Here is a 20,514-nt window from a genome sequence, read left to right as displayed (position 1 = left end):
CTTCTTCCTGGTCCAGGCTCTGATTCCCGGTCCGGATCCGGCACGGGGCGCCGAGGAGTGCCGCCTGACAGAAGCCGCCGCCAGCGGAACCACGGCGCGGGTCACGCTGTGCGTCCCTTCCAATACCACTCGCGCGATCCTGGACGTGCGCACCTCGCTGACGAGCGACGACTGGCGGGGGGTCGCGGTGCAGCGTTTTCCCGACTGCGACCGGGCCACCGAGTTCGAGGCGGACCTCTCGGAGGCCCCGGTCCTCTGCACCCGCTGTCGTGTCAGCGACGACGACAGCTACCATACCCGCCGCGTGCGAATGCTTTACAACGGCTACCTGCTCACCGCCGATCCACGTCGCGCTGGCGGCGGCGTCCACCAACGACCGCGCCCGGCTCTACGTCCTGGAAGCCTGCCTGATCGACCCCGATCGGGGCCGGATTGCCGCCGTCTATCCGTTCCTGGACGAACCGGGACCTGACGATCCCTCTCCCCAGGCCCTCCCGCTCGGCGATACCCCCGCGCTGCAGGACCCCTGCCCCGACCCGCCGGGGACCGATCCCGCCACGGTCCTCGCCGCCTGGCGCGCGGAGGGGATCGATGAAGCCCTGCTCACGGATCTCGACTGCATCGACCTGCGCGGCGCGGTGGTCACGCCCGGCATCATCGACAGCCATTTTCACGTCACGAGCTGGTCGAAAAAGATCCCCGAGCAGGGTGAACAGTTCGGCTATTTCGCCGATGTCAGCGATCCGCACTACACCATCGACAAGGACACCCACACCCAGCGCGGGATCCGCGAGGGGCTGGAAATGATCGTGGACGATGCGAACACCTATCTGGACAGCCATCACAGCCGCACGGGGATGTTGCTGCACGGCTATGTACGGACGGAGGTGGACGAAGCGCCCGCCGACCCCGGCCACCCCGACACCTGTCTTTACCTCTGCTCGACGCAGGGCTGCGCCGCCGCGACGCTCAATCCCCGCTATCTGATCAACGGCATCGGTCGCGGGGCAGACCCCACCCACCATCCTGAAGCGGCCCTGCTGGTCCACACCAGCGGCCAGGTCTGCTGGTACAACGGCGAGCTGCACCGGCAGTACAACGACGGGATGCGCTCCAGCACGAACCGGTTCGGGCCGACCGATGTCGAGACGATCACCGCGCCCGGGGACGAGGATACCCTCTGGACCCTCGAGGTCGCGATGAACCCCGATTACGGCACCAACCTTTTTCTGGTCGAAACACCCTTCCTCGCCGATGTGGTGGTCACGCGCACCGGAGAGCCCGGGCCGGCGCACATCCCGCTGGAGGTCGTCGAGACCGCCGGATGGTCGCAGACGGTGCGGGCTTCCCTGTTGATGGAAGAGCTGGACGCGCTGCTGACCAACGGGTGGGTTTCGGCGCACCTGATCCCGCTCTACCGCGTCATCCCGGCCTGTATTTCCGAGACGGCATGGCAGGACGCGGCCGATTTCTGGGGCAGGACGCTGCTGCCGGCCTATACAGCCTATGGCTGCTGGGATCCGTACCGGCCGTACGAAAGCAACTGGTACAGCGGAGCCGAACGCGGACTGGTGGAATACTTCCACGACGTGACCGGCCGGGTCTGGCGCGCGAGCGGGTACGCCGAGCATTACGTCATGCGCGACGCGCTCGGGTCCGTGGTGCAGCGCCCGCCGGACGTCGGGGACGGGATGCGCTTCCGGCGCAACCTTGCGCGCTGGTGTCACCGTCACGGCATCACCGGCGTCCACGATATCATGTTCTATCGCCGCTCGACCAACCGCGAAGAATTCCAGGCCTACGAGGCGTTGTCGCACGAACGCAACCCGGCGGTTGAGGAGGAATTCTTCACCCGACGGGGGCTGGACACCACCACGCGCACCGGCGAATTCAATCTCCGCGTAGGGCTGTACTACTACGTGGAGAATATGGAGCAGATCGACGACGTCCTCACGCTGGCGACGGGCGGCGACGACGGACCCGACCCGGACCGGCTCGCGCCGAAGTCGGGTCACCGCGAGTATCCCGGCTGGGTGCGCTGGCTGGGGTGGAAGCTGCAGCTCGACGGCGGGACGGGGGCGCGAACGCTCTTCAGCAGCGCGCCAATGGCCAAGTCGTCCACCAGCCATGCGTTCGTCACCACCAACACCGCGGGCGAAGGGGTCGTTTTCCGGGACCATGCCTACGGGCTGCTGACGATGACCAGTGAGCAGGAGCAGGTATTCAACAGCCGGGAGTGCGCGGCGCTGTACTGGCTGGTGCGTGAGTGCGTGGACGGCGACCCCGGCTTCAGGAACACCGCGATCACGAACGACTGGACCTTTTTGAAGGAGGGGGTCGGCTACTGGCCCGAGATCGACTTCGACCCGGCCCTGCTGGCGCAGGACCTGCGGCTGCTGGATCACGTCGACATGACCGTATCGATTGCGGGGACCGAGGCCGCGGCCGGTCTGGCCGAGAAACTCCGGCGCGTCTTCGTGCAGGTGGACTCGGGCTATCTGCGCACGCTCGGGGCCCTGGCGCGAATCCGCCACGCTCACGACGCGGCGGTCACAAACGACTGGCCCATCCCGGGCCAGGTGGCCTGTCATAATCTCGGCGACGGCGGGGTCGATCTCTATACGCGCTGTCTGTGGACGCTGAAAGACGACCTGGAGACGCTGCCGACCAGTTACAAACTGCTGCCCGGCTACTGGAAAAACGCGTTGGGGCCGGACGACGATCTAACCGTGATCCGGCGCGGATTCACCAACGAGCGCTACCGGATTGAGCACCTGCTCAATGTCTCGCCCTATGCGATCAACCTCATCCGCAACCCGAGGTTCGGGATGGACCGGGAGAGTCTGCCGACGGAGCGCAACGTCGTCTTTTCGGTCCAACCCGCGCTGCTGGCGGTCGACGGACAATCGATCCGCGTGAACGGGTTCCCGGACGAACAGGAGTTGTGGGAGATCCCGACGGCGGGGATGCCCGACTTCTGGCGCGGCGTCCCGGCGCGGCCGCGGTCGGAGCATCACAAACCCTGTCCGCTGTATCTTGACTACGATATCCCGTTCGCGCTCAACACCGACCCGCCTTCGGTACGCGATCCGCGTCCGGCGATCACCATGATCGGCGCCGTGGCGCGCTGTCCGATCGAGGCCGATCCGGGGCGCTGGCTGGATCAGGGCGGGGAGGAACGGCCGGAGGTGTACCCGGCGGAGTACCTGGCCGGAAAAGTCTTCCCGCCGCTGGGGCACCGGGAGGACGAAGAGGACAACCCGATGCAGTTGAGCGTGGAACAGGCTCTGAGTGCGATGACCTTCTGGGCCGCGTACCACGGGGGGCTGGAAACCGAACTGGGGGCGATTGCGCCGACGAACAGCATGCCGGACGGGCCGGGGTGGTACGCGGACCTGGTGGTCTGGCGAACCAACCCGTTTGCGATCGAGGGACCGGACGGGCTGCACCTGGCCGATCTCGCGCATCCGGCGGCGGATCTCTCGCAGTCGAACCGGGTGGAGATGGTGAACACGTTCATCGAACGTTTCCGGCCGGCGCTGACGCTCGTCGGCGGCATGCCCGTGTATCGCGCAACGCGACCCGCCGTCCCGCTGCAGGGTGAATACTATTCCGGGGAGGAATAATTTGAAAAGCGGTGGCAGCGGCGTTATTTCCCTTTTCCGTCGGAGGGAATAAAGGCGTAAAGTGCGATGAGCGACAAAAGAGACAGCATCGCGAACCTGGCGAGATGCGCGGTCTCGTCGCTGCCGAGGAATCCGAGAAAGCCCAGAAAGCCGAGGAATCCCAGGGCTCCGAGATAGCGCGGGTTACAGACCTTATTCATGATTCCGTTCCTTTCCTTTTAATCATCTCCGAGCACCGTGCCAGACCGGTCCTTGCCCCCGGAACATACTCCTCCCCGGCACCCTCAAGGTCCCGCGGATGAACCATACTCCCTCGTAATCAACCGGTCGGGCTCGACGCCGGTTACGGTATCGAGCGTTCCGTCGGGCCAGGCGATCTCGATATCGACCGGCCCGTCCGCCTGTCCCAACCCGAAATGGAGCGCGGGGGCATTCTGGTTGCCCTGCCCCGTCCCGGCTTCGACCTGTCGCGCCATCGTGCGGGTTCCGGCGGTCAGCGTTACACGTGCACCGATCGCGGATCGGTTGACTGCGGAGCCGTCGCCCCGCAAACGGACCTTCAGCCAGTGGTTGGTCCCGAGGCCGTTATTCCGGAACACGCGGCCGGCGGTTACCAGGTCCGGTCGGCCGTCGTTGTTGTAATCACCCCACGCGGCCTGATAGGTGTCCGGCAGCTCGTCCAGGGAAGATCCGTCCACCGCTTCAAAGTCAAAATGACCTCCGTTGCGGAACAGGACCGGATAGTTCCGGATGCCGCCTGTGGCCACCTCGTACACGGTGGTGAAGAACAGGTCGAGCCGGCCGTCGTTGTCGTAATCCGCGGCGGCGGGCGAGGCGTACGATTCCTGGAAATAGATGCCGCAGGTGCCCATATCCTCGAAGGTGTGCCCGTGCGCCGCCCCGCGGTTGCGGAGGAAACGCGACTCCGGCTGACCCGGGTGAGCGAAATTGCCGGCAAACAGATCGAACAGACCGTCGTTGTCAAAATCGCCCCAGCAGGCGCCGATCGAATGACCGCCGCCGTACCCCGGCGACGTCGCAATCGCGTTGTATGCCGAGGCGACTTCCGTGAACGTTCCGCTTCCGTCGTTGCGCCAAAGCAGGTTCGGCTGCAGGCGGTAATTCGACACGTAAATATCCGGATCGCCATCGCCGTCGAAGTCGCAGGAGGTCACGCCGCGGGCGTTGTAACGGGTCTCCATGGTATACATCGCAAAGGACTCGCCGCCGTTGTTGATCAGCATGTAATCCGGGTAGGGTTCCATTGAGCCGTTTTCGTACCCGGTGACATACAGATCGAGCCAGCCGTCGCCGTTGAAATCGCCCCAACACGCCCCCTGGCACGAATACGGGTCGGGAAATGCCGGCAGCGGCACATCTTCGACCAGTGTCCCGCCGTCGTTCCGGAACAACCGCCTGTGGGAATGCGAAAACAGGTCCTCCCAGCCGTCGTTGTCGAAATCCCCCGCCACCACGTGGCCGACCCACGAGCCCCGGGTGAAGTTTGTGCCTCCGTGGTTCACCCAGACCCGTCCCCCTGCGGCCAGATCGATCCATGCATCCCCGTTGAAGTCGAACCAGCAGGCGCGCCCGTCGGTCAGTTCCCCCATGCCCAGCGCATCGGTCGCGTCCGTGAACGGGTCGGGCGGGGCGACGACCAGCTCAATCCGATCCCCCCCCTGTTCAATCCGCGGCGCGTACGCGCGACTGAACCCCGTCACCACCAGGTTTTCATCCGGGACCGGGGCGGTCAGTACCCCGGCATCGAAGAGCGTGAACCGGTCCGCCGCGCCGGTATACGCCGACCCGTCCACCACGATCTCCGCGGCGTCCAGCGCCGCGAACGAATCGACCCGCACGGGACTCACGCCTGTCTCGTCGAATTCGAACCGGAACACGCCGCCCTCCGCCGCTCCGGCGGTCCGGCGGAGGCTCTGCATCCTCACCTCCGGGGCACGGCCGACGACGCTGAACTCGGAGCCGCGGTGCTGTCCGAGATACACCTGCCCCAGTGCGAGGATCCCCCCGCCTGCGCGGCAGCGTGCGGTATCGAGAAAGACCCGGCCCGGGGATCCCCCTTTGAGGTTGAGTTCACCGGACGTCACGTCCAGGCGCCCGGCGCCCGCCCCCCGCCACGCCCCGCGATCCGGGGCCGCGTCCACGACATAGTGGTCCACGGCGGAGAGGCCGTGGGTGAAGAAGATCCCGCCCCACCCGTCCTCAAGCTGTACGTACGATCCGCCTACCGTGACGTTGCTGACGGAATACACAGGGGTGCGGTCCGCGGTGTCCGTGATCCGAAAATCGAAGACCCCCGGGTCCCGTGACTCGACCGTAACCGTGTAGGGCCGGTTCTGAACGGGGGCGAACACACCCGGCGCATTCATCACCGTGCCCGCCTGCTGGGTGTAATTCGAATAAACGAGAAACTGCGCGACGCCCGCGCCCGAGACCCGGAACAGGTAGCAGCTTCCGTCCTCGCGATAGTTGAACGCCACTCCCATGTACGCCGTCGAGGCGTCGGTATCCTGCCGCATCGTCGCGGACAGCGTGAAATTCGTGCCTGCTCCCGCGTTAAGGGTCTTCGCCGCCGTATTGATCAGCATCGCCTTCTGGTCGACGCCGCCGTTCACGGCGCTGATATCCAGCTTCTGGTCGCGGATACGGTACTGGGTCTGTTCGTCTGCAGGGTTGGCCCGTCTCCAGTACGGGCCGAGTTGCAGGGCAATCCCGGCATCGTTCGTGGCCCATGAAGTCTGATTCTCGCACGTGAATCCATCGGCGTGCAGCAGCCGGTTGCGCTCCGGCGCCGCGTCGAAGCGGAAGTCGTCGATGGCGCAAAGTCCGTGCGTGATGTAAACGCCGCAGACGCCCCCGTCGAGCGACGCGAATCCGCCCCCCACCGTGAGACCATCGACCGAGTAGACGGTGGTTCCGGCCACCGTGTCTTCAACCGCGATATCGTAGGTCTGGGGTGCGCGGCATTCCACCTTCAGGAGATACGGGCGGTCCGGAACCGGCGCGAATGCACCGGACTTGTTCAGGACCGTTCCGCCCTGCTTCGTGAAATTGGTATAGACGAGGAACTGCGCGGAGCCCTCCCCCGATACCCGGAAGAGGTAGTAACTCCCGTCCTCCTGCACGTTGAACGCCAGCCCCATGAATGCGCTGGGCGCCTCAGTATCCTGCTGCATGAGGGCGGAGAGGGAAAAGCCCGCCCCCGTTTCACCCGACGGCGCCTCCGCCCGGTCGTGCACCAGGGTGGCCTTCTGAATGTACGTGGTGCTCGTGTCCCCGATGTCGAGGTGGTTGCCGGAAATGCGGTACTGGGTCTCCTGATCGGCGGGGTTCGCCCTCCGCCAGTCCGGTCCCAGCTGCCGGGCGAGATCCGCGTCGTTGGTGGCCCAGACGTTCTGGTCTTCGTCTACGAAACGCTCGTAAATCAGCGTGGGGAAATCCGTGCCGGGGGACGTGCGCAGAATCCCGCCGTCCACCCTGACGGCGCCGTCGATCGAGAACGAATCCGTCTCCACCGTTCCGCCGCCGATACGAACCTCACCTTCCGGCTCCGTACGTATCTCCGGGGCGGTCAGGCTTCCGCCGTTCATATAGATCGCGCCGTTCGTTACGTACACCGCGTCGTTCAGCCGCAGTTCACGAGGGGCCTCGATCGTCAGCGTCCCGCCGTCCGAATCCCGGCCGACGGACAGAAAACCGGCGGTGTCATCCCGGTCCAGTATCACGGCGGCACCACTGTAGATCGAGACGATGTCGTAGTCGTTTACGTCCTGCGAAGACCACGGCGCGCTCTCGACGTAACGCACGTGATTCCGCACCGGTTGTCCGCGCAGCGAGAACGTAAACCCTTCCGCGCGCGTCGGCAGGAAAAACCCGACGCACGCCAGCATCCATGTCACCCATACGACTCGCAACGTTCACCTCCCGAAGCTGAACGGTCCATTCACGGGTTCCACATTGTACCTGTATCCACAGGGCTTGCGATCCTCGAATGGATGAGATTTCTATCCGGGGGAGATCTTCGCATTTATGGCCGCTCTTCCGGGTCTCCGTCGTCATCCGGGGCCTGTTCGCCACGCTCACCCCCGGATTCCCTTTCCACCTCTTCCGGGTAGAGCGATTTCATGCAGTCTTTACAGATCCCGTGCGAGAAACGGACATTGGTGCGCTGGCGGATGTATTCTTCGAGAGGGAGCCATTCGTCCTTCCATTCGAGGTTCTCCGAGCGCAGGCGGATACGCCGGCAGTTCGAGCACACGGAAAGCAGCCCTTCGAGCCGCTGCAGGTTTTCGAGCGTCCACTTCTGTTTTTCGATCAGCGCCTCTTTCTCGGCCTCCGCCTGCTTCCGGCGCTCGATCTCCTCCTGAGCCAGCGTGAGTTCCGCACGCACTTCGGCGACCTCCTTGATAATCGCCAGTACCGGCCGGCAGGACAGGTCCGCCCCCGTCCTGCGGTTCTCCCGGTTCAAATAGAAGTAGAGAAACGGGAAGGCGATCAGCGAGATGATGAAACGGCTGCTGAACGTGCCGGTCATAATGCTCAGGTATCCCGGAGTCCCGCCGAAGGCGCCGGTGGCGAACAGAATCACATCGATCCACATCACGCCCAGCAGCGTCAGATACGTCCGCAGCCAGAGCCGCATCTTCATTCCCGCCCGGCCGAACACCTCCCAGATCATCGCCAGGAAGAGCAGGTCCGCGATCGTGGTCAGCACGGAGGCCGAATTGATCCGCAGGCTGGGCACGGGCACGGCGGCGAGGGCGGACGGATCCGAGAACTGGAACTGAAAATGGATCACCGCCGCCACCAGCGGGGTCAGCGCGGAGACGCCGGCCACGGTGAGAATCGCCAGTCGCGTGGCCGGCGGGCCGTCGAAGGCGTACACGACGAATACGCCCAGGAGCAGCGAGGTATAGAAGACGGTCGAGCCCACCATGAACGTGAGGCCCATGAACTCCACCGAGACCCCGGCGTCCGTGAGCCAGGACATGATGGCCGTAAGGGCGCCCAGCAGCGCGTAAAACGGCCCCAGCCCGACGCGCGGAAGTGTCCCGTTGACTGTTGAAACTTGAAGGCGGTCTCCTGAGCGTCCATGTTGGACGCTCGGGGCAAACCAACCCGAAAGGAGACCGCCATGAGTGACAATAGCGTCCTTGAAGCCCTTGGACAAGTTGAACCGTCTGCAGCAGGAGATGTTTTCCGTGACTGGCTGCGTGGTGAAATGCGAACCCTGATCGCCGATATTCTGGCTGAAGAGGTCACAGAATTGTGTGGTCCGGCCTACAAGCCGGCAGGGGACAGAGGCTGCCGACGTGCCGGCGGAACCCGCGTAGGACTTCGAATTGACGGTATTGATGAGGAGATCCGCAAGCCGCGTGTACGTCGCCATGAGGCAGACACATCGAAGGAGGTCAGGCTTAAAAGTTGCGACGCGGTCAACAGGGCCGACGACCTTCGTGACCGTATCTTGCGTGCCACAGCTGCCGGAGTCAGTTCACGTGATCAGAAAACCTTGTATCCCGATTCAGCGCCCGGACGCAGCAGGGTTTCCCGCGCCTGGATTGTCGAGGGCCGACAGCGCATACAGAAGCTCCGTGACCGCGACCTGAAGTCCGAGAGGTTCTTCTGCATGCTGCTGGACGGCATTGTACTGTCCGAGGATCTCAGCGCCATTGTGGGGCTGGGCATTACGCTGGACGGCCGCAAAGTTATGCTGGATTTTGAAATAGGCGCACAGGAATCGACAGAAGTGTGTGACGCATTGCTCGACCGCAGCCGTTCTCATTATGGCCGCATTCCGACCGCGGACGGCGTGGCAGCCGTCCCTCCCGAGTCGATATCCGACGCATTTTCGGGCACTGGGAGGGTCGGGTGCCACCCCGACCGAAAAGGGTGAAGCCATAATGAGAATCGCTGGCTCGACCGGCTTGTCCACCGCGGTCTTGAGTTCGAGGGCGATCCGTTGGCGGTTCTCGACGGTTCTCGGGCACTTCATAACAGCGTCTTGAAGCATTTTCCGCGAGCGCGCATTCAACGATGCCTGGTGCATAAGGAACGAAATATTAAGCGTTGTCTCTCCAGGCGTCATCACGGCAGCGTGAGCGACGTTTTCAAGCGTCTCCGCTCCGTGGAAGGCGAAGAAGCCGGACGTGAAGCACTCGCCGATCCGGAACGCTTTCTGAGCCGGCACAGCCACAAGGCCCTGGAATCCCTGCACGAGGCCGGTGAGGAGCTCATTACGGTTCACAAGCTGAATGCGCCGTCCACTCTACACACCACGTTGACGAACACAAACTGCATCGAGAACCCGTTCCGAAACACACGCGCAAAAATCGGGCGGGTGAAGCGTTGGCGCGCAGAGACGGATCAGGCGGAACGCTGGCTGGCCTATTCGCTTCTGAGGGCCGAGAAAGGGTTCCGTCGAATCAAAGGCTATCGTCAGATCCCGGTGCTTTTGAAATCCCTGGGCTGGCCATCGGAAGCTGTTGAGGCGTCGCTCCGCTCCGCCCTTGGCCCTCCGGGCCATCCCGCCTCCGGCGGGAACGGGCTCCACTCCACGACGCCTCACCCCCAGGCAGAGAGCGAAGCGAACTGCCGAACAGGGACTGGACAAGTGAATGACAAGGAACTACATCGAAATGAAGACCGAGACCGCCAACGAGTTTCAACAGGATTCGGGACATCCCCCTTCGCCGGGCGCGACCGCGCCGGGATTCCAGAGGTGTCCGAGGTCGCTCGCCCCCGCGTATCCGTGGAGGCTCATATAGGTGTTCGTATCCTCCACCCATTCGCCGACCCAACTGGTGCCGATGGAGGTCGCGAACTCATTCATGCCGTAGGCATGTTCCGTCCCCAGCTCGGTGCGCGACCACGCGCCCAACAACCGCGTCATGGCGTACGAATGGTCGCCGGTCAAGTCGTTTGCAATCACGGCTCCGGAGGGGGCGATCGCCGTCGGTACGGTCACCGGGGAAGAATCGGACGTGGTATACGTGTGGGTGGTGCCGCCTTCGTCCGTCCAGCGGAGAAAACCGCTGTCCGCCTGCGTATGGCCTTTGTAGAGAGAGGAATACGGCGTGGCGTTCCAGACGAACTGACCGGCCATCCTGCCGTCGTCGTTGATATCCACGATACGCGTATCGTCACGATAGACCACTTCAGCGACATCCGGCGAGATCCAGCGCGTCGAAATCTCCGAACTCGACCCCTCCCAGTCGCCGGCGCCCGGGTCCCATACGTAGCCCTCCGCGCTCCCGACCACCACACCGTCGTTGTTGATCGCGAATGCGAGCGACTCGCCGCCCATGACGTAATGCTGGTCCGCGCCCTCTGCGCTAAGGGTCCCCTCCAGTTCGTGGAACGAATAGAAAGTCTGTTCCCGCGCATCCACTGTTCCGGATAACAGGAAGATCACGCCGGGAATGAGAAGCAAGGTCGGCCATGCGCGTCGCAGGCGTTTTCGCCCGCTGCGCTGCGGGTGATCAATCACGGGCGAATACAGCGATGTTTTCATGGTGCCCTCCTGCCTCCTGCGGGTGCATCATCGCCCGCCTGAAGGTGAAACTTGCTTTATTCAGGCGGATTGTCAATCCGTATCGGGACCTCGAATGGGACTTCGAAATCCAAATCGAACTCGAACTGTGTACCCACCATGAAGAGGGGAAGGCCATGAAGTTTGATCGGACGCCCCGCATCACCGGCAGCAAAAAGCAGAGCGAGGAACGAGTGGCGCTTTTTGCTGTCCGAGTGCATGCGATTGTTAGCAGCTATTTATAAATGTCGGTAATGACTAAGCTATTCGCCATGAGGTCAAATAGCTTTTCGTATTTTTTCAACCCGCCTCGCTCAGATGGCTCTCCATTTATAGATGTCATCACTTGGCCTTGGATTTGAATCATTTTATTTTTGTAAAAGATGGTGTACATAATTGTTTCCATGCCTACTGTGTTCCTCACCCTCGCCATGTCCATTTTGAAATGAACCCAAAAACCAGGAAGGTTCTCTAATGTTAATTTTCCGCTATTAAGATGGACTCCGCCGTCAGGTATAAAATCTTGAATGTCTTTCGGGTTTAAGATTTCCAATACATCTTTTTCTGTGATTTTCTCACCGGGCTGTAATGGTACTTCTTTGATGAGGATAAGCAGTATCTCAAGTCCTCTGCCATTCTCGCTAACAAATTTTTGTACGATATTTGGCCGATTGCCTTCCTTGGCAACCCAGGTTTTTGGGGATTCAATAGAAAACGCTACACCCTTTGCTTTTCCAACACCATTTGTTGTGTACTTGTATTTATAACCGTCAAGAAACTCACGCTCGGGATTCTTTTCATAACCAGACTTGAATAGCAGATATGTCTCAATTACTGGAGATTCTATGTTCCCATTAGCTCTTTCTCGTACTAACTCAACAAACTGGCGAGCTTGCGCTTCTGATATTTGATCAATTTGGATAGAGCTTGCGATTTGAGTTGTGAGTTGCTTTTTGATTTTATTCCATTCGCTTTTGGCGTGTTTCGCCATTAACGCATCCATGCCTTCAATAGATGATTTGAAGGTTGCAGAAAATTCCTTCTCTGCTATTAGCGACAAACCTGATAATGAAGGATATTTCTTGGAAATTTCGTTCAAGGAATAGTTTTGCCCCAAGTAAAAGCCATAAGCTTGGCCAATATCTTTAGCTAAAGCATTTGAAAGCTTGATTTCCGCAAAAACATTAGGAGCAGTTGCGATTAGCGCTATTAGAATTGCAAATATCCGCATTCGGTTATTCACGATTATATCCTTATATATTTATCCATATGAGTTACCCACTTGGTTAAGAATGCTCATAATTACCAACACTACGAGTGTTACAAAAACACTCGCAATAGCCCTGATGACACCCCATTTTTTATGTGTTACTACGGAACCTACGGATGTATCCCAAAGTGTAGTGCCTGTTTTTGTAAGACGACGATAAGCAAATAATCTAGTAACCAGGGTAACGAGTGGTATACCGAAGCCTTCACCCTGAACAAAAACAAGAAACACTCGTTGCAATGCTTGGCCATATGATAGATTTTCTCCTGTTGGGGTTGTGACACGAATGCCAAATACCCATTTTGCAGGAGTTGTACCTACGAGGAATAAGAACAAAGCCTCAAACGGAAGCCATAACACATATAAAACGATCGCCGCTCCGATCGGGTTTTCTATAAATTTAACAAACCCATCAATGTTTTGCGGGAATAGATAACCAATTGAAAACGAAAATAGCAAAAAAATTAGAATTCCAATGGACATCAAATCTACTGTGCGAGCAAAGAACCTTCGCCAAGGATGATGGACACCACCTAAAAAGCTTTTACTTCCATCTTTTTTTGGTGTTTCTATAAGCTGGTCTTTTTCCAATTTCTCAGATTGAATGGATGAAGCTTTAATTTGGTTACTTTCTGATTGGCCTGCATTGCTTAATTCAGAACCACAATATTGACAATATTTTGCATTTTGCGTTGCTTCTTTGCCGCAATTCTCACAAAACATAATTCTCTCTCCGTTTCTTGGCTGCTAACGTCTAGCGTAACCGGCCGGCTTGGGAGCGCCAGCGGAAAAGCCGGTCCGAGTTGACGCTATTGGTATGCGCAGCTCTTCAATAACGCCATTCTTCATGCGATAGCGGGGCGTCGTTTAACGCATCCCTGTGCAGGCGCCAATCCGGTATGCATTGATCCATCAATGCCCGAAAGCGGTCCGTGTGGTGGCGCTCCAGCAGATGCACCATCTCGTGAACGAGGATGTACTCCAGGCACAGGGGCGGTTTCTTGGCAAGCTCCAGGTTCAGCCAGATCCGCTTCGCCTCGATATTGCAGCTCCCCCAGCGTGTCTTCATGCGTTTGACACGACAATCGGCGACATCGACACCCACCACCGACTGCCAGTGCGCCAGCAGTCCCGGAATGCGCGCCTTGAGCTGACGCCGATACCAACGCTCCAGCACCCTTTGCCGGGCACTGCGATCCAGCCCCGGCGGCACGAGCAGCTCCAGCGTGGTGTTGCCGACCACACGCACACGCGGGTTGCCCGGCCGTTCCAACACATTCAGACGGTAGCGTTTGCCCTCGACGTAGTGGCTTTCGCCGCTCACCATCTCCCGCTGGGACTGGCGTTGCTGATCCGCAAATCCCTGCTGCTGGCGGCGAATCCAGCTCAGGCGCGAGACGATGGCCAGCCGCACGGCCTCGTCGTCCAGGTGCGGGGGCACGGCCACCCGCACTTTTCCGTCCGGCGGGTAGACGCCCACGTGGAGGTTCTTGATCGCCTTGCGGCGGATCTCCACCGGGATACCGCTCACCTCGATCCGGCTGCGCTCAGTAGTCATTCTGGTTCTTCACCAGTTCGAGGACAGCATCCACGTCAGGCATATCGGTCTCGCGCACCCGGGCCTCCAGCACCGAGGCGATGGCGTTGCGCACCTCGCGCTCCTTGAACGTATTGCCCCGCCAGTCAGCCTTCTTGATTGCCCGGATGGCATGGTCCAAGTCGAGCGCTAGTCGTACCCTCGCTGAGGCCGGTCGTGTACCACCATAGGGGGCAGTTGCCTCTGCCATTGCCGAAGACGCCGTATCACCCAAATTGTCGTACAGGGCCTGTTGCGCCGGGGTGTCGATGCCGGTGGGATAGCGGCTTGTGTCTTCCCGCTGGGCCGCCTGTCGCGTCAGCTCCACGATGCGGCGCAGGTACTCCTTGTAATCCAGCGCTTCCTTCCGGCGCTGCTCGATCAGGGCGTCGAGCAGCTCTGACATCCTCTCGTAGTACTTCGGGTTGACCGCCATCTCGTCGATGATCAGCCGGCGCACGTTGTTCTCGATGGTTTCGGCCATCGCTTCCTTGTCGCCGGCAATCGACGCCGGCAGGCTGTCGACCGCCGCCTCGCCGCGCTCCACCACCAGCTCCACCAGCGTCATGTCGTCAAACGCGGATAGCTTTTCGCTCTCTTCCGCGCGGATGTAGCTGTCCAGCAGGTGGCGCATGGCCGGCTCGTACATCTTCATGTCGATGTAGTCGCCGCTGGCCAGCTTGACCTCCTCGCGGACCTTTTCGTACTGTTCGACCTCCGCCTTGATCGCGGCCGCCTCGGCCTGGCTGTAACCGGCCCGCTGCATCTCGTTGCCCAGGTCAGCGTAGGCGCGCAGGAAGGCGCCGACGTGTTTGTACAGGGCCAGGCGTTTCGGCTCGTTGCCCTTCTGCACCTCGGGCGCGTTGCTCGGGCCGACAAAATAGCGCCGGTAAGCGGCGCTGTCCCTGGGCGGCTCCACCGCCTCGCACAGGGCCTTGACCGCTTCGCGGGTTTCTTCCAGCCGTTCGCGCGCCTTGTCCAGCCGGTCCTCCAGCAGCCCGTCCACATCCTCGGCGTCAAAGGCATCAAAGGCGCCGCCCGTGTAGTCCTGGATGGACTGCTCCAGGGACTTGAACAGGTCCTTGTAGTCGATGATGTAGCCGACGTCCTTGTCCTCGGTGTGCAGGCGATTCACGCGGCAAATGGCCTGGAACAGGCCGTGGTCGCGCATCTGCTTGTCGATGTAGAGGTAGGTCGCCGGCGGCGCATCGAAACCGGTGAGTAGCTTGTCGACCACGATCAGCAGCTTCATCTGGCCGGGTTCGTCGATGAAGCGCTTTTTCACCTCCTGCTCGAAGGTCTCCACCTTGTTGACGGCCGTCTCCTCCGGCTCGTTGAAATGCTCGGCCAGCGTGCGGCGGTAGATGGCGTACTGGTGCAGCTTCTCCGTCTCGCCCTCGCCGGTGGCCTCGCCCTTGATGTCGGCCGTGGACGGCACATAGGACGTAACGATGGCGCACTTGCCCTTCAGCTCGGTCTGCTCGAACATCTCGAACAGCCGGCAGGCCGAATAGATGCTGCCGGCCACCAGCATGGCGTTGCCGTGCCCGCTCATCAGCCGGTCGCGCGTGGCCATGTCCCAGAGGATGTCGGAGACGATCTTCTCCAGCCGGTCCCGGGAGCTGAGCACCTTCTGCAGCGTGCCCCAGCGTTTCTTGAGCTGGGCGCGGGCGTAGTCGTTCAGGCCCTGGGTCTTACGGTCGAACCACTGGTCGATCTTGTCCTGCGAGGTGACGTGCTGGTCGATGTCCCGCGCCTCGTAGCGCAGGTCCAGCACGACGCCGTCGCGCACCGCCTCGTCGAAGCGGTAGCTGTGGATGTAGGGGCCGAAGACTTCCAGGCTGGTGCGCTTGTCCTGCTTTAACAGCGGCGTGCCGGTAAAGCCGATCAGCATCGCCTCGGGCAGCAGGGCCTTCATCGCCTCGTGCAGCTTGCCGGACTGGGTGCGGTGGCACTCATCCACGAACACGAACAAATTACCCCTGGCCGCAAAGCCTTTCGGCAGGTGGCGGCGCAGGTCCTGGATAAAGGCCTCCACGTCGCCTTCCTCCGAGGCGCCGAACTTGTGGATCAGTGAGGCCATCAGCCACTCATCAGAGCGGTTGAGCACGTCGATCAGGTCCGCGCCGCTCTTGGTGCGGTGGATCTGCTCATCCACGCCCTTGAACACCTTCTCGATCTGCTCGTCCAGCTCGGTGCGGTCGGTGATGATCAGCACCCGGGCGTCGCTCACGTTCTCGCGAATCCATTTCGCCAGCCACACCATGATCAGCGACTTGCCGCTGCCCTGGGTGTGCCAGAGAATGCCGCCCTGGCACCGGCGCACATGGTCCTGCGCGGCGCGCACGCCGAAGAACTGGTTGTGCCGGCAGGTCTTCTTGGTGCCGGCATCAAAGACCATGAAGTCGTGGACGATCTCCAGCAGCCGTTCCTTGCGGCAGAGCTGGTGCAACCCACGCTCCAGTGGATCCTCAATCTCCGACGGCTCCTTCCACTCCATCCAGAACTTCTCGGGCGTTTCGATCACTCCGTAGCGCAGGCCCTCGCTGGGGTTGCCGGCCATGACAAGCTGCACGGTGGCGAAAAACGGCTGGATAAAATCCCGCTTCTGGTTGTCCAGGCTCTGGCGCATGCCCTCGGCCACCGCCACGGTGGAGCGCTTGAGCTCCAGCACCCCAAGAGCAATGCCGTTGACATAAAGCACCACATCCGGGCGCTTGGTGTTGGCGCCGACCACCGTGACCTCCTCGGCCACGGCGAAGTCATTGTTCTCGGGGTTCGCCCAGTCAATCAGCCAGACGGTGACCGTCTGCTCCTGCACCGACGGTTTGACGTGCACGCCGTAGCGCAGCTTTTCGTAGACGGCGCGGTTAGCGTCGTACAGGGTCTTGCTGCCGCCAATCGCCGCCGCCTGGTCCAGCTCGCGCAGCGCCTTGGTGATGACATTGTCGTCGTGGCCCTGCCGCGCCAGCCAGTCGCGTAGCGGGCCTTCCTCGACATTGCGGTTGCCGTCGCGATCCTTCCAGTCCCCCAGGTAGTGGTACCCCAGCTCGTCCTGGAAAAAGCGCAGCACCTGCTGCTGGGTTTGTCGTTCGCGTTGGCCGACCTGACTCATGTCATGACCTCCATATCACCCATCTGCTTCTCGAAGGCCTGGCGCACCAGCCCCATTACATAGGGCAAGTCATCCGGCGAGCTCAGCCCGACTTCCACATCCCCGTTACCCCAGCGCCCAAGGTTGGTTACGTCCTTCGCCAGTTGTTTCGGATCATGCAACTCATGGAAGGCCATGTTCAACGACAAGCGCAGACGGCTCTTTTGTGGCACCACATCGACGAAGTTGCTCTCAGCCTTGAAAGCGATATAGAGCTTTAGGACCTCCTCGGTGACGCCAGGGTCCAACGCCAGGACGTCCTTGCGTAACGCCTCAAACAGCGCCCGCATGGGCTTGCCTTCAATAAGCTGAGGGTGGTCGCTTAGGCTATAGGTCGCCTGGGGCGCTTTCTCTGTCCGATACGCTGCCAGCACGTCGTCGTCGACCCGGGGCGCGGGCCAGACCTTGATGGCCCATTCCGCCAATCGTTGCGCCCGCTCCTTTATAGCTTGCTCGTTCCAGGTCTCAAGTAACCCAAGTCCCTCGTTCACTCGCAAAGGGCTTTGTCTGAAGCCCCCTTTCATGTCGCGCTTGTCGGTAAAGGGTCGATCACTGTACTCGGCGTTGTAGCCGGTGAGGGTCAGGTTACCCAGGCTGTGCAGCCAGGTTTCCTGAATGCGTTGCCACTCCTCCCCAAGGGCCTGCCGCCACTGCGGGGACAAGTTGTCGTTCTGCGGCAGAATATGCTCGATGGTATATTCATCCACCGGCACCCTTTCCTTTCGGTCGTGATTCTCCAGCCGCCGCAACCAGTAGCTGCGACTCCGGAAGTTATACAGGTCACGGGTCGCCAGCTCTCGCCGGAATTCATCATCTCTCGGAAAGCGGCGATACGAGGGCAGATTCAAAAAGTGCACCTGAATGCTTTCCAGGTACCGATCCTTTTTCAGGCCGCGCCCAAGGTTGGCAAACGTCTTGTTCAGAGAGTTAGTGGGAATTGCACAGACGGCGCGGCGAAACACATAGGCCTCCACCAGCCGGACGGCCGCAGCAAAATCCTCCCGTGACAAGAGTCCGTTTTCATAATCCGTGTAAAGTTCCAGCAGGAACGGATACGCCACATCGACCTTCAGTTCGCGCAGGTCACGGAACGCTTCTGCGAGCAATTTGTCGTTTTCCTTACCCAGCGCCATGGCGCAGTAGAATCCGGCAAAGGCGTGGATATCCGCCACCAATGCATCTACGCCCTGTTCTGCCTGTTTCGGCGCGCGGGCGTAGGCCTTGAAGGCTTCATACACATCACCGATTTTCGGAATATCGCCGGTTCGCACTGTCAGATAATGGCGCATGAACCAGTCGAAATGGGCGCCGTAGCCCTCTTGGCCAAAGTTCAGCTCCATCGGGCGCCAGAGGTCCTCATAGAGTCGGCGCTGGTGCTCCGGCTCAAGCCCCATCAGCACAAAGTTGCGGATCAGGTCGGCCTGGCTCAGCTCCCGGCCGGTGGAGTTCATGCTTTCGAAGATGAGCTGGGGGTTATCCTGGTCGCGGCTCAGGGCAATATCCACGATCACCAGCTTGGCCAGCCCACGACACAAGGGGACCAAATCCTCAAGTCGATTCACCTGCTGCTCGAACCATTCAAAGTTCTCCTGGATCCGCAGAGAACCATCTGCCGGGAGTGGCTTCTGCCGAAAGAGCGCCAGCAGGCTGTCCTTGTCCGTTTCTGTCAGCAGCAGCTTGAACCCACGCTCCCCCTCCTCGAGCGGATTCAGCAGGTAGTAATTACGCAACTTCTTCGCCGAAAAGCCGTCAATCGGCTCCTCATCGCCCAGATGGCGGCATAGCGCCTCAATCATCAACATGGCCGTGGTCAGCCGTTGCTGGCCGTCAATAACGAGCAGCGGCGACTGGCTGGACACCTGATACAAGCCCTGTTCGATGTAAACAATAGAGCCGATGAAGTGTGCGCTGATGGCATCGTTCGATCCGGCCCGAAGCACATCGTCCCAGAGTTGCCGGCACTGCGGCTCCGTCCAGGAATAGGTGCGCTGGTAGATCGGAATAATGAACTGCGGCGACTTCTTGAGGAAATCGAGCAACTTGGCTTCCGTGGCCTTCATGCCTTTGCCTCCGTGGGTGATTCCGGTTCCACCAACCGCACCCGGCCGGTGAGGAGCTGCTGCATCATGCCCTGCTTGATCTGTCGGGCTTTGTCGCGGCGGCGCTCCAGGGCTTCGATTTCGGTGTCCATATCGGAGAGGACGGTGGCGATGGCGGTTTGTTCTTCGGTGCCTGGTAGCGCGACCTCCAGGGCCTTAATGTCGGCAGAGTTCACTGAATCAAAAGTTGATCCTTTTGAGTGCTTTCCCCATGAGGGCTCCAGGTAAACCAAGTAGTGAAATAAGAAATCGGTCGGAAATCGCAGGGCGCAGACACCGCGGCCTAAGCAAACATCGAAGGTTGCGCGCGAGACTTCGCCGACTGGCGCGCGCACTGACAAAAGAATATCCCCTCGCCTGCCTTTCTTGGTGATCTGGGTAGTGCTTATCCGTCGAATCGTCTGACGGTTCTCAATATCAGCATTGCCTTGTATTAACGGTAGCCCTTCCCCTTTCGCGTTGTAGAAGGCAGAACCTGGGGATTGCCCCATGACAATCTCAGCAATCTCCCCCAACCGCGTCGTCTCCCATTCGCCGGTGAAGCCCGGCAAGCGGGTCTGGCCGGTGAGGAGTTGTTGCATGGCGGCCTGTTTGATGGCGCGCTTTTTGGCGATCAGGCGGTCGAGGGATTCGATCAGCGCGTCCGCGTCCGACAGGGCGGTGGCGATGGCGCGTTGTTCACGGATGGCAGGTAGAGCAAAGGCCAAACTGCTGAATAGACTTTTGGAAATGATACTTGTAGCAGTAGTCCCCGCGCTTCCGATCAAGTAGTTTTTGGAGAACTCAAAGAGGTAGTACAGAAAGTCAGAGTCATAGTCTCGGTCAGGGATCACAGCGTTGATTTGTTGGTTACAGGATCCTGGCGTTCTCAGAACTGCATTCTTTCCAATGCTAGCAATGCATGTAACTAGCACCGTATTCGCCGGGAGCCCCCGCATTACTCTGAACCCAGCCTCACTCAAGTGCCGCTCAGTAGAGCAAATATCTTTGTTTGTAGATATATCTGTTGGCGTTACCCACGGATAAGCATCTCCCCAGTAAGCCCGCACTTTCGTGGAAGGGGTTCCTCCTGTGATCACTTGACCGAATTCACTTACCGTCTTGACGCTCCAATCCTCCGGAATCACCCCCACTTCAGTCCGCTTGTACCCAGGCGGCACATCCTCTGCGATAGCCGTCCTGGCCTCTACCGAGTAAGCGAGCGACGCATCCCGCATGGCCTCCTGTTCCATCATCTCGC

The 20,514-nt window shown here is 60.4% G+C and carries 12 protein-coding genes and 1 pseudogene; 3 read left to right on the top strand and 10 right to left on the bottom strand.

The genetic code is table 11. The features are described from left to right. The first annotated feature begins 269 nt into the window (after positions 1–269). Positions 270–3,626, top strand: coding sequence for an amidohydrolase family protein (locus L21SP4_RS03290; RefSeq protein ID WP_052881324.1), 3,357 nt, complete (start codon positions 270–272; stop codon positions 3,624–3,626). Positions 3,627–3,649: 23 nt separating this feature from the next. Here the strand turns inward: L21SP4_RS03290 and L21SP4_RS13060 are convergent, their stop codons facing one another. The 3 genes from L21SP4_RS13060 to L21SP4_RS03280 all read right to left on the bottom strand — a co-directional run bounded on the left by L21SP4_RS13060 (position 3,650) and on the right by L21SP4_RS03280 (position 8,814). Then, positions 3,650–3,826: a hypothetical protein gene (locus L21SP4_RS13060; RefSeq protein WP_160300654.1), complete on the bottom strand. Its 177-nt coding sequence runs from the start codon at positions 3,824–3,826 to the stop codon at positions 3,650–3,652. 84 nt (positions 3,827–3,910) lie between these two features. Then, entirely contained in the window at positions 3,911–7,558 is a 3,648-nt protein-coding gene (locus tag L21SP4_RS03285; protein ID WP_144413736.1) for a CRTAC1 family protein, read from the bottom strand. A 113-nt stretch (positions 7,559–7,671) separates the two neighbouring features. Beyond that, entirely contained in the window at positions 7,672–8,814 is a 1,143-nt protein-coding gene (locus L21SP4_RS03280; protein ID WP_335334113.1) for a hypothetical protein, read from the bottom strand. Between L21SP4_RS03280 and L21SP4_RS12295 the strand changes: the two genes are divergently transcribed. Both L21SP4_RS12295 and L21SP4_RS13455 read left to right on the top strand, forming a co-directional pair. After that, entirely contained in the window at positions 8,779–9,540 is a 762-nt protein-coding gene (locus L21SP4_RS12295) for a transposase (RefSeq protein ID WP_074041376.1), read from the top strand. The genes L21SP4_RS03280 and L21SP4_RS12295 overlap by 36 nt on opposite strands. A gap of 42 nt (positions 9,541–9,582) precedes the next feature. Next, a pseudogene (locus L21SP4_RS13455) lies at positions 9,583–9,951 on the top strand (transposase); the annotation flags it as partial. 357 nt (positions 9,952–10,308) lie between these two features. Here L21SP4_RS13455 and L21SP4_RS13260 read toward each other — a convergent pair. The 7 genes from L21SP4_RS13260 to L21SP4_RS03240 form a co-directional block, all read right to left on the bottom strand. After that, the gene (locus tag L21SP4_RS13260; RefSeq protein ID WP_052881320.1) at positions 10,309–11,157 is read right to left on the bottom strand and encodes a hypothetical protein; all 849 of its coding nucleotides are present in this window, start codon (positions 11,155–11,157) and stop codon (positions 10,309–10,311) included. A 253-nt stretch (positions 11,158–11,410) separates the two neighbouring features. Continuing rightward, entirely contained in the window at positions 11,411–12,418 is a 1,008-nt protein-coding gene (locus tag L21SP4_RS03260) for a hypothetical protein (RefSeq protein WP_144413735.1), read from the bottom strand. A gap of 18 nt (positions 12,419–12,436) precedes the next feature. Next, on the bottom strand, positions 12,437–13,168 hold the full coding sequence (locus L21SP4_RS12280; RefSeq protein WP_074041373.1) for an RDD family protein: 732 nt from the start codon (positions 13,166–13,168) through the stop codon (positions 12,437–12,439). Between the two features lie 106 nt (positions 13,169–13,274). Next, positions 13,275–14,003, bottom strand: coding sequence for a M48 family metallopeptidase (locus L21SP4_RS03255; RefSeq protein WP_082116491.1), 729 nt, complete (start codon positions 14,001–14,003; stop codon positions 13,275–13,277). Beyond that, positions 13,993–17,136: a type I restriction endonuclease subunit R gene (locus tag L21SP4_RS03250; RefSeq protein ID WP_052881317.1), complete on the bottom strand. Its 3,144-nt coding sequence runs from the start codon at positions 17,134–17,136 to the stop codon at positions 13,993–13,995. The genes L21SP4_RS03255 and L21SP4_RS03250 overlap by 11 nt, the downstream gene beginning before the upstream one ends. Then, positions 17,133–19,235 (bottom strand): GmrSD restriction endonuclease domain-containing protein, encoded by a 2,103-nt coding sequence (locus tag L21SP4_RS03245; protein WP_052881316.1) that lies wholly within the window; start codon positions 19,233–19,235, stop codon positions 17,133–17,135. The genes L21SP4_RS03250 and L21SP4_RS03245 overlap by 4 nt, the downstream gene beginning before the upstream one ends. Continuing rightward, the gene (locus L21SP4_RS03240) at positions 19,232–20,509 is read right to left on the bottom strand and encodes a restriction endonuclease subunit S (protein ID WP_160300651.1); all 1,278 of its coding nucleotides are present in this window, start codon (positions 20,507–20,509) and stop codon (positions 19,232–19,234) included. The genes L21SP4_RS03245 and L21SP4_RS03240 overlap by 4 nt, the downstream gene beginning before the upstream one ends. Positions 20,510–20,514 lie beyond the last annotated feature (5 nt).

Origin of the sequence: Kiritimatiella glycovorans (genome assembly GCF_001017655.1) — a bacterium.
In the GTDB taxonomy this organism is placed as follows: domain Bacteria; phylum Verrucomicrobiota; class Kiritimatiellia; order Kiritimatiellales; family Kiritimatiellaceae; genus Kiritimatiella; species Kiritimatiella glycovorans.
Note: the sequence above shows the minus strand (reverse complement) of the source record. Positions and strands in the feature narration are given on the sequence as shown.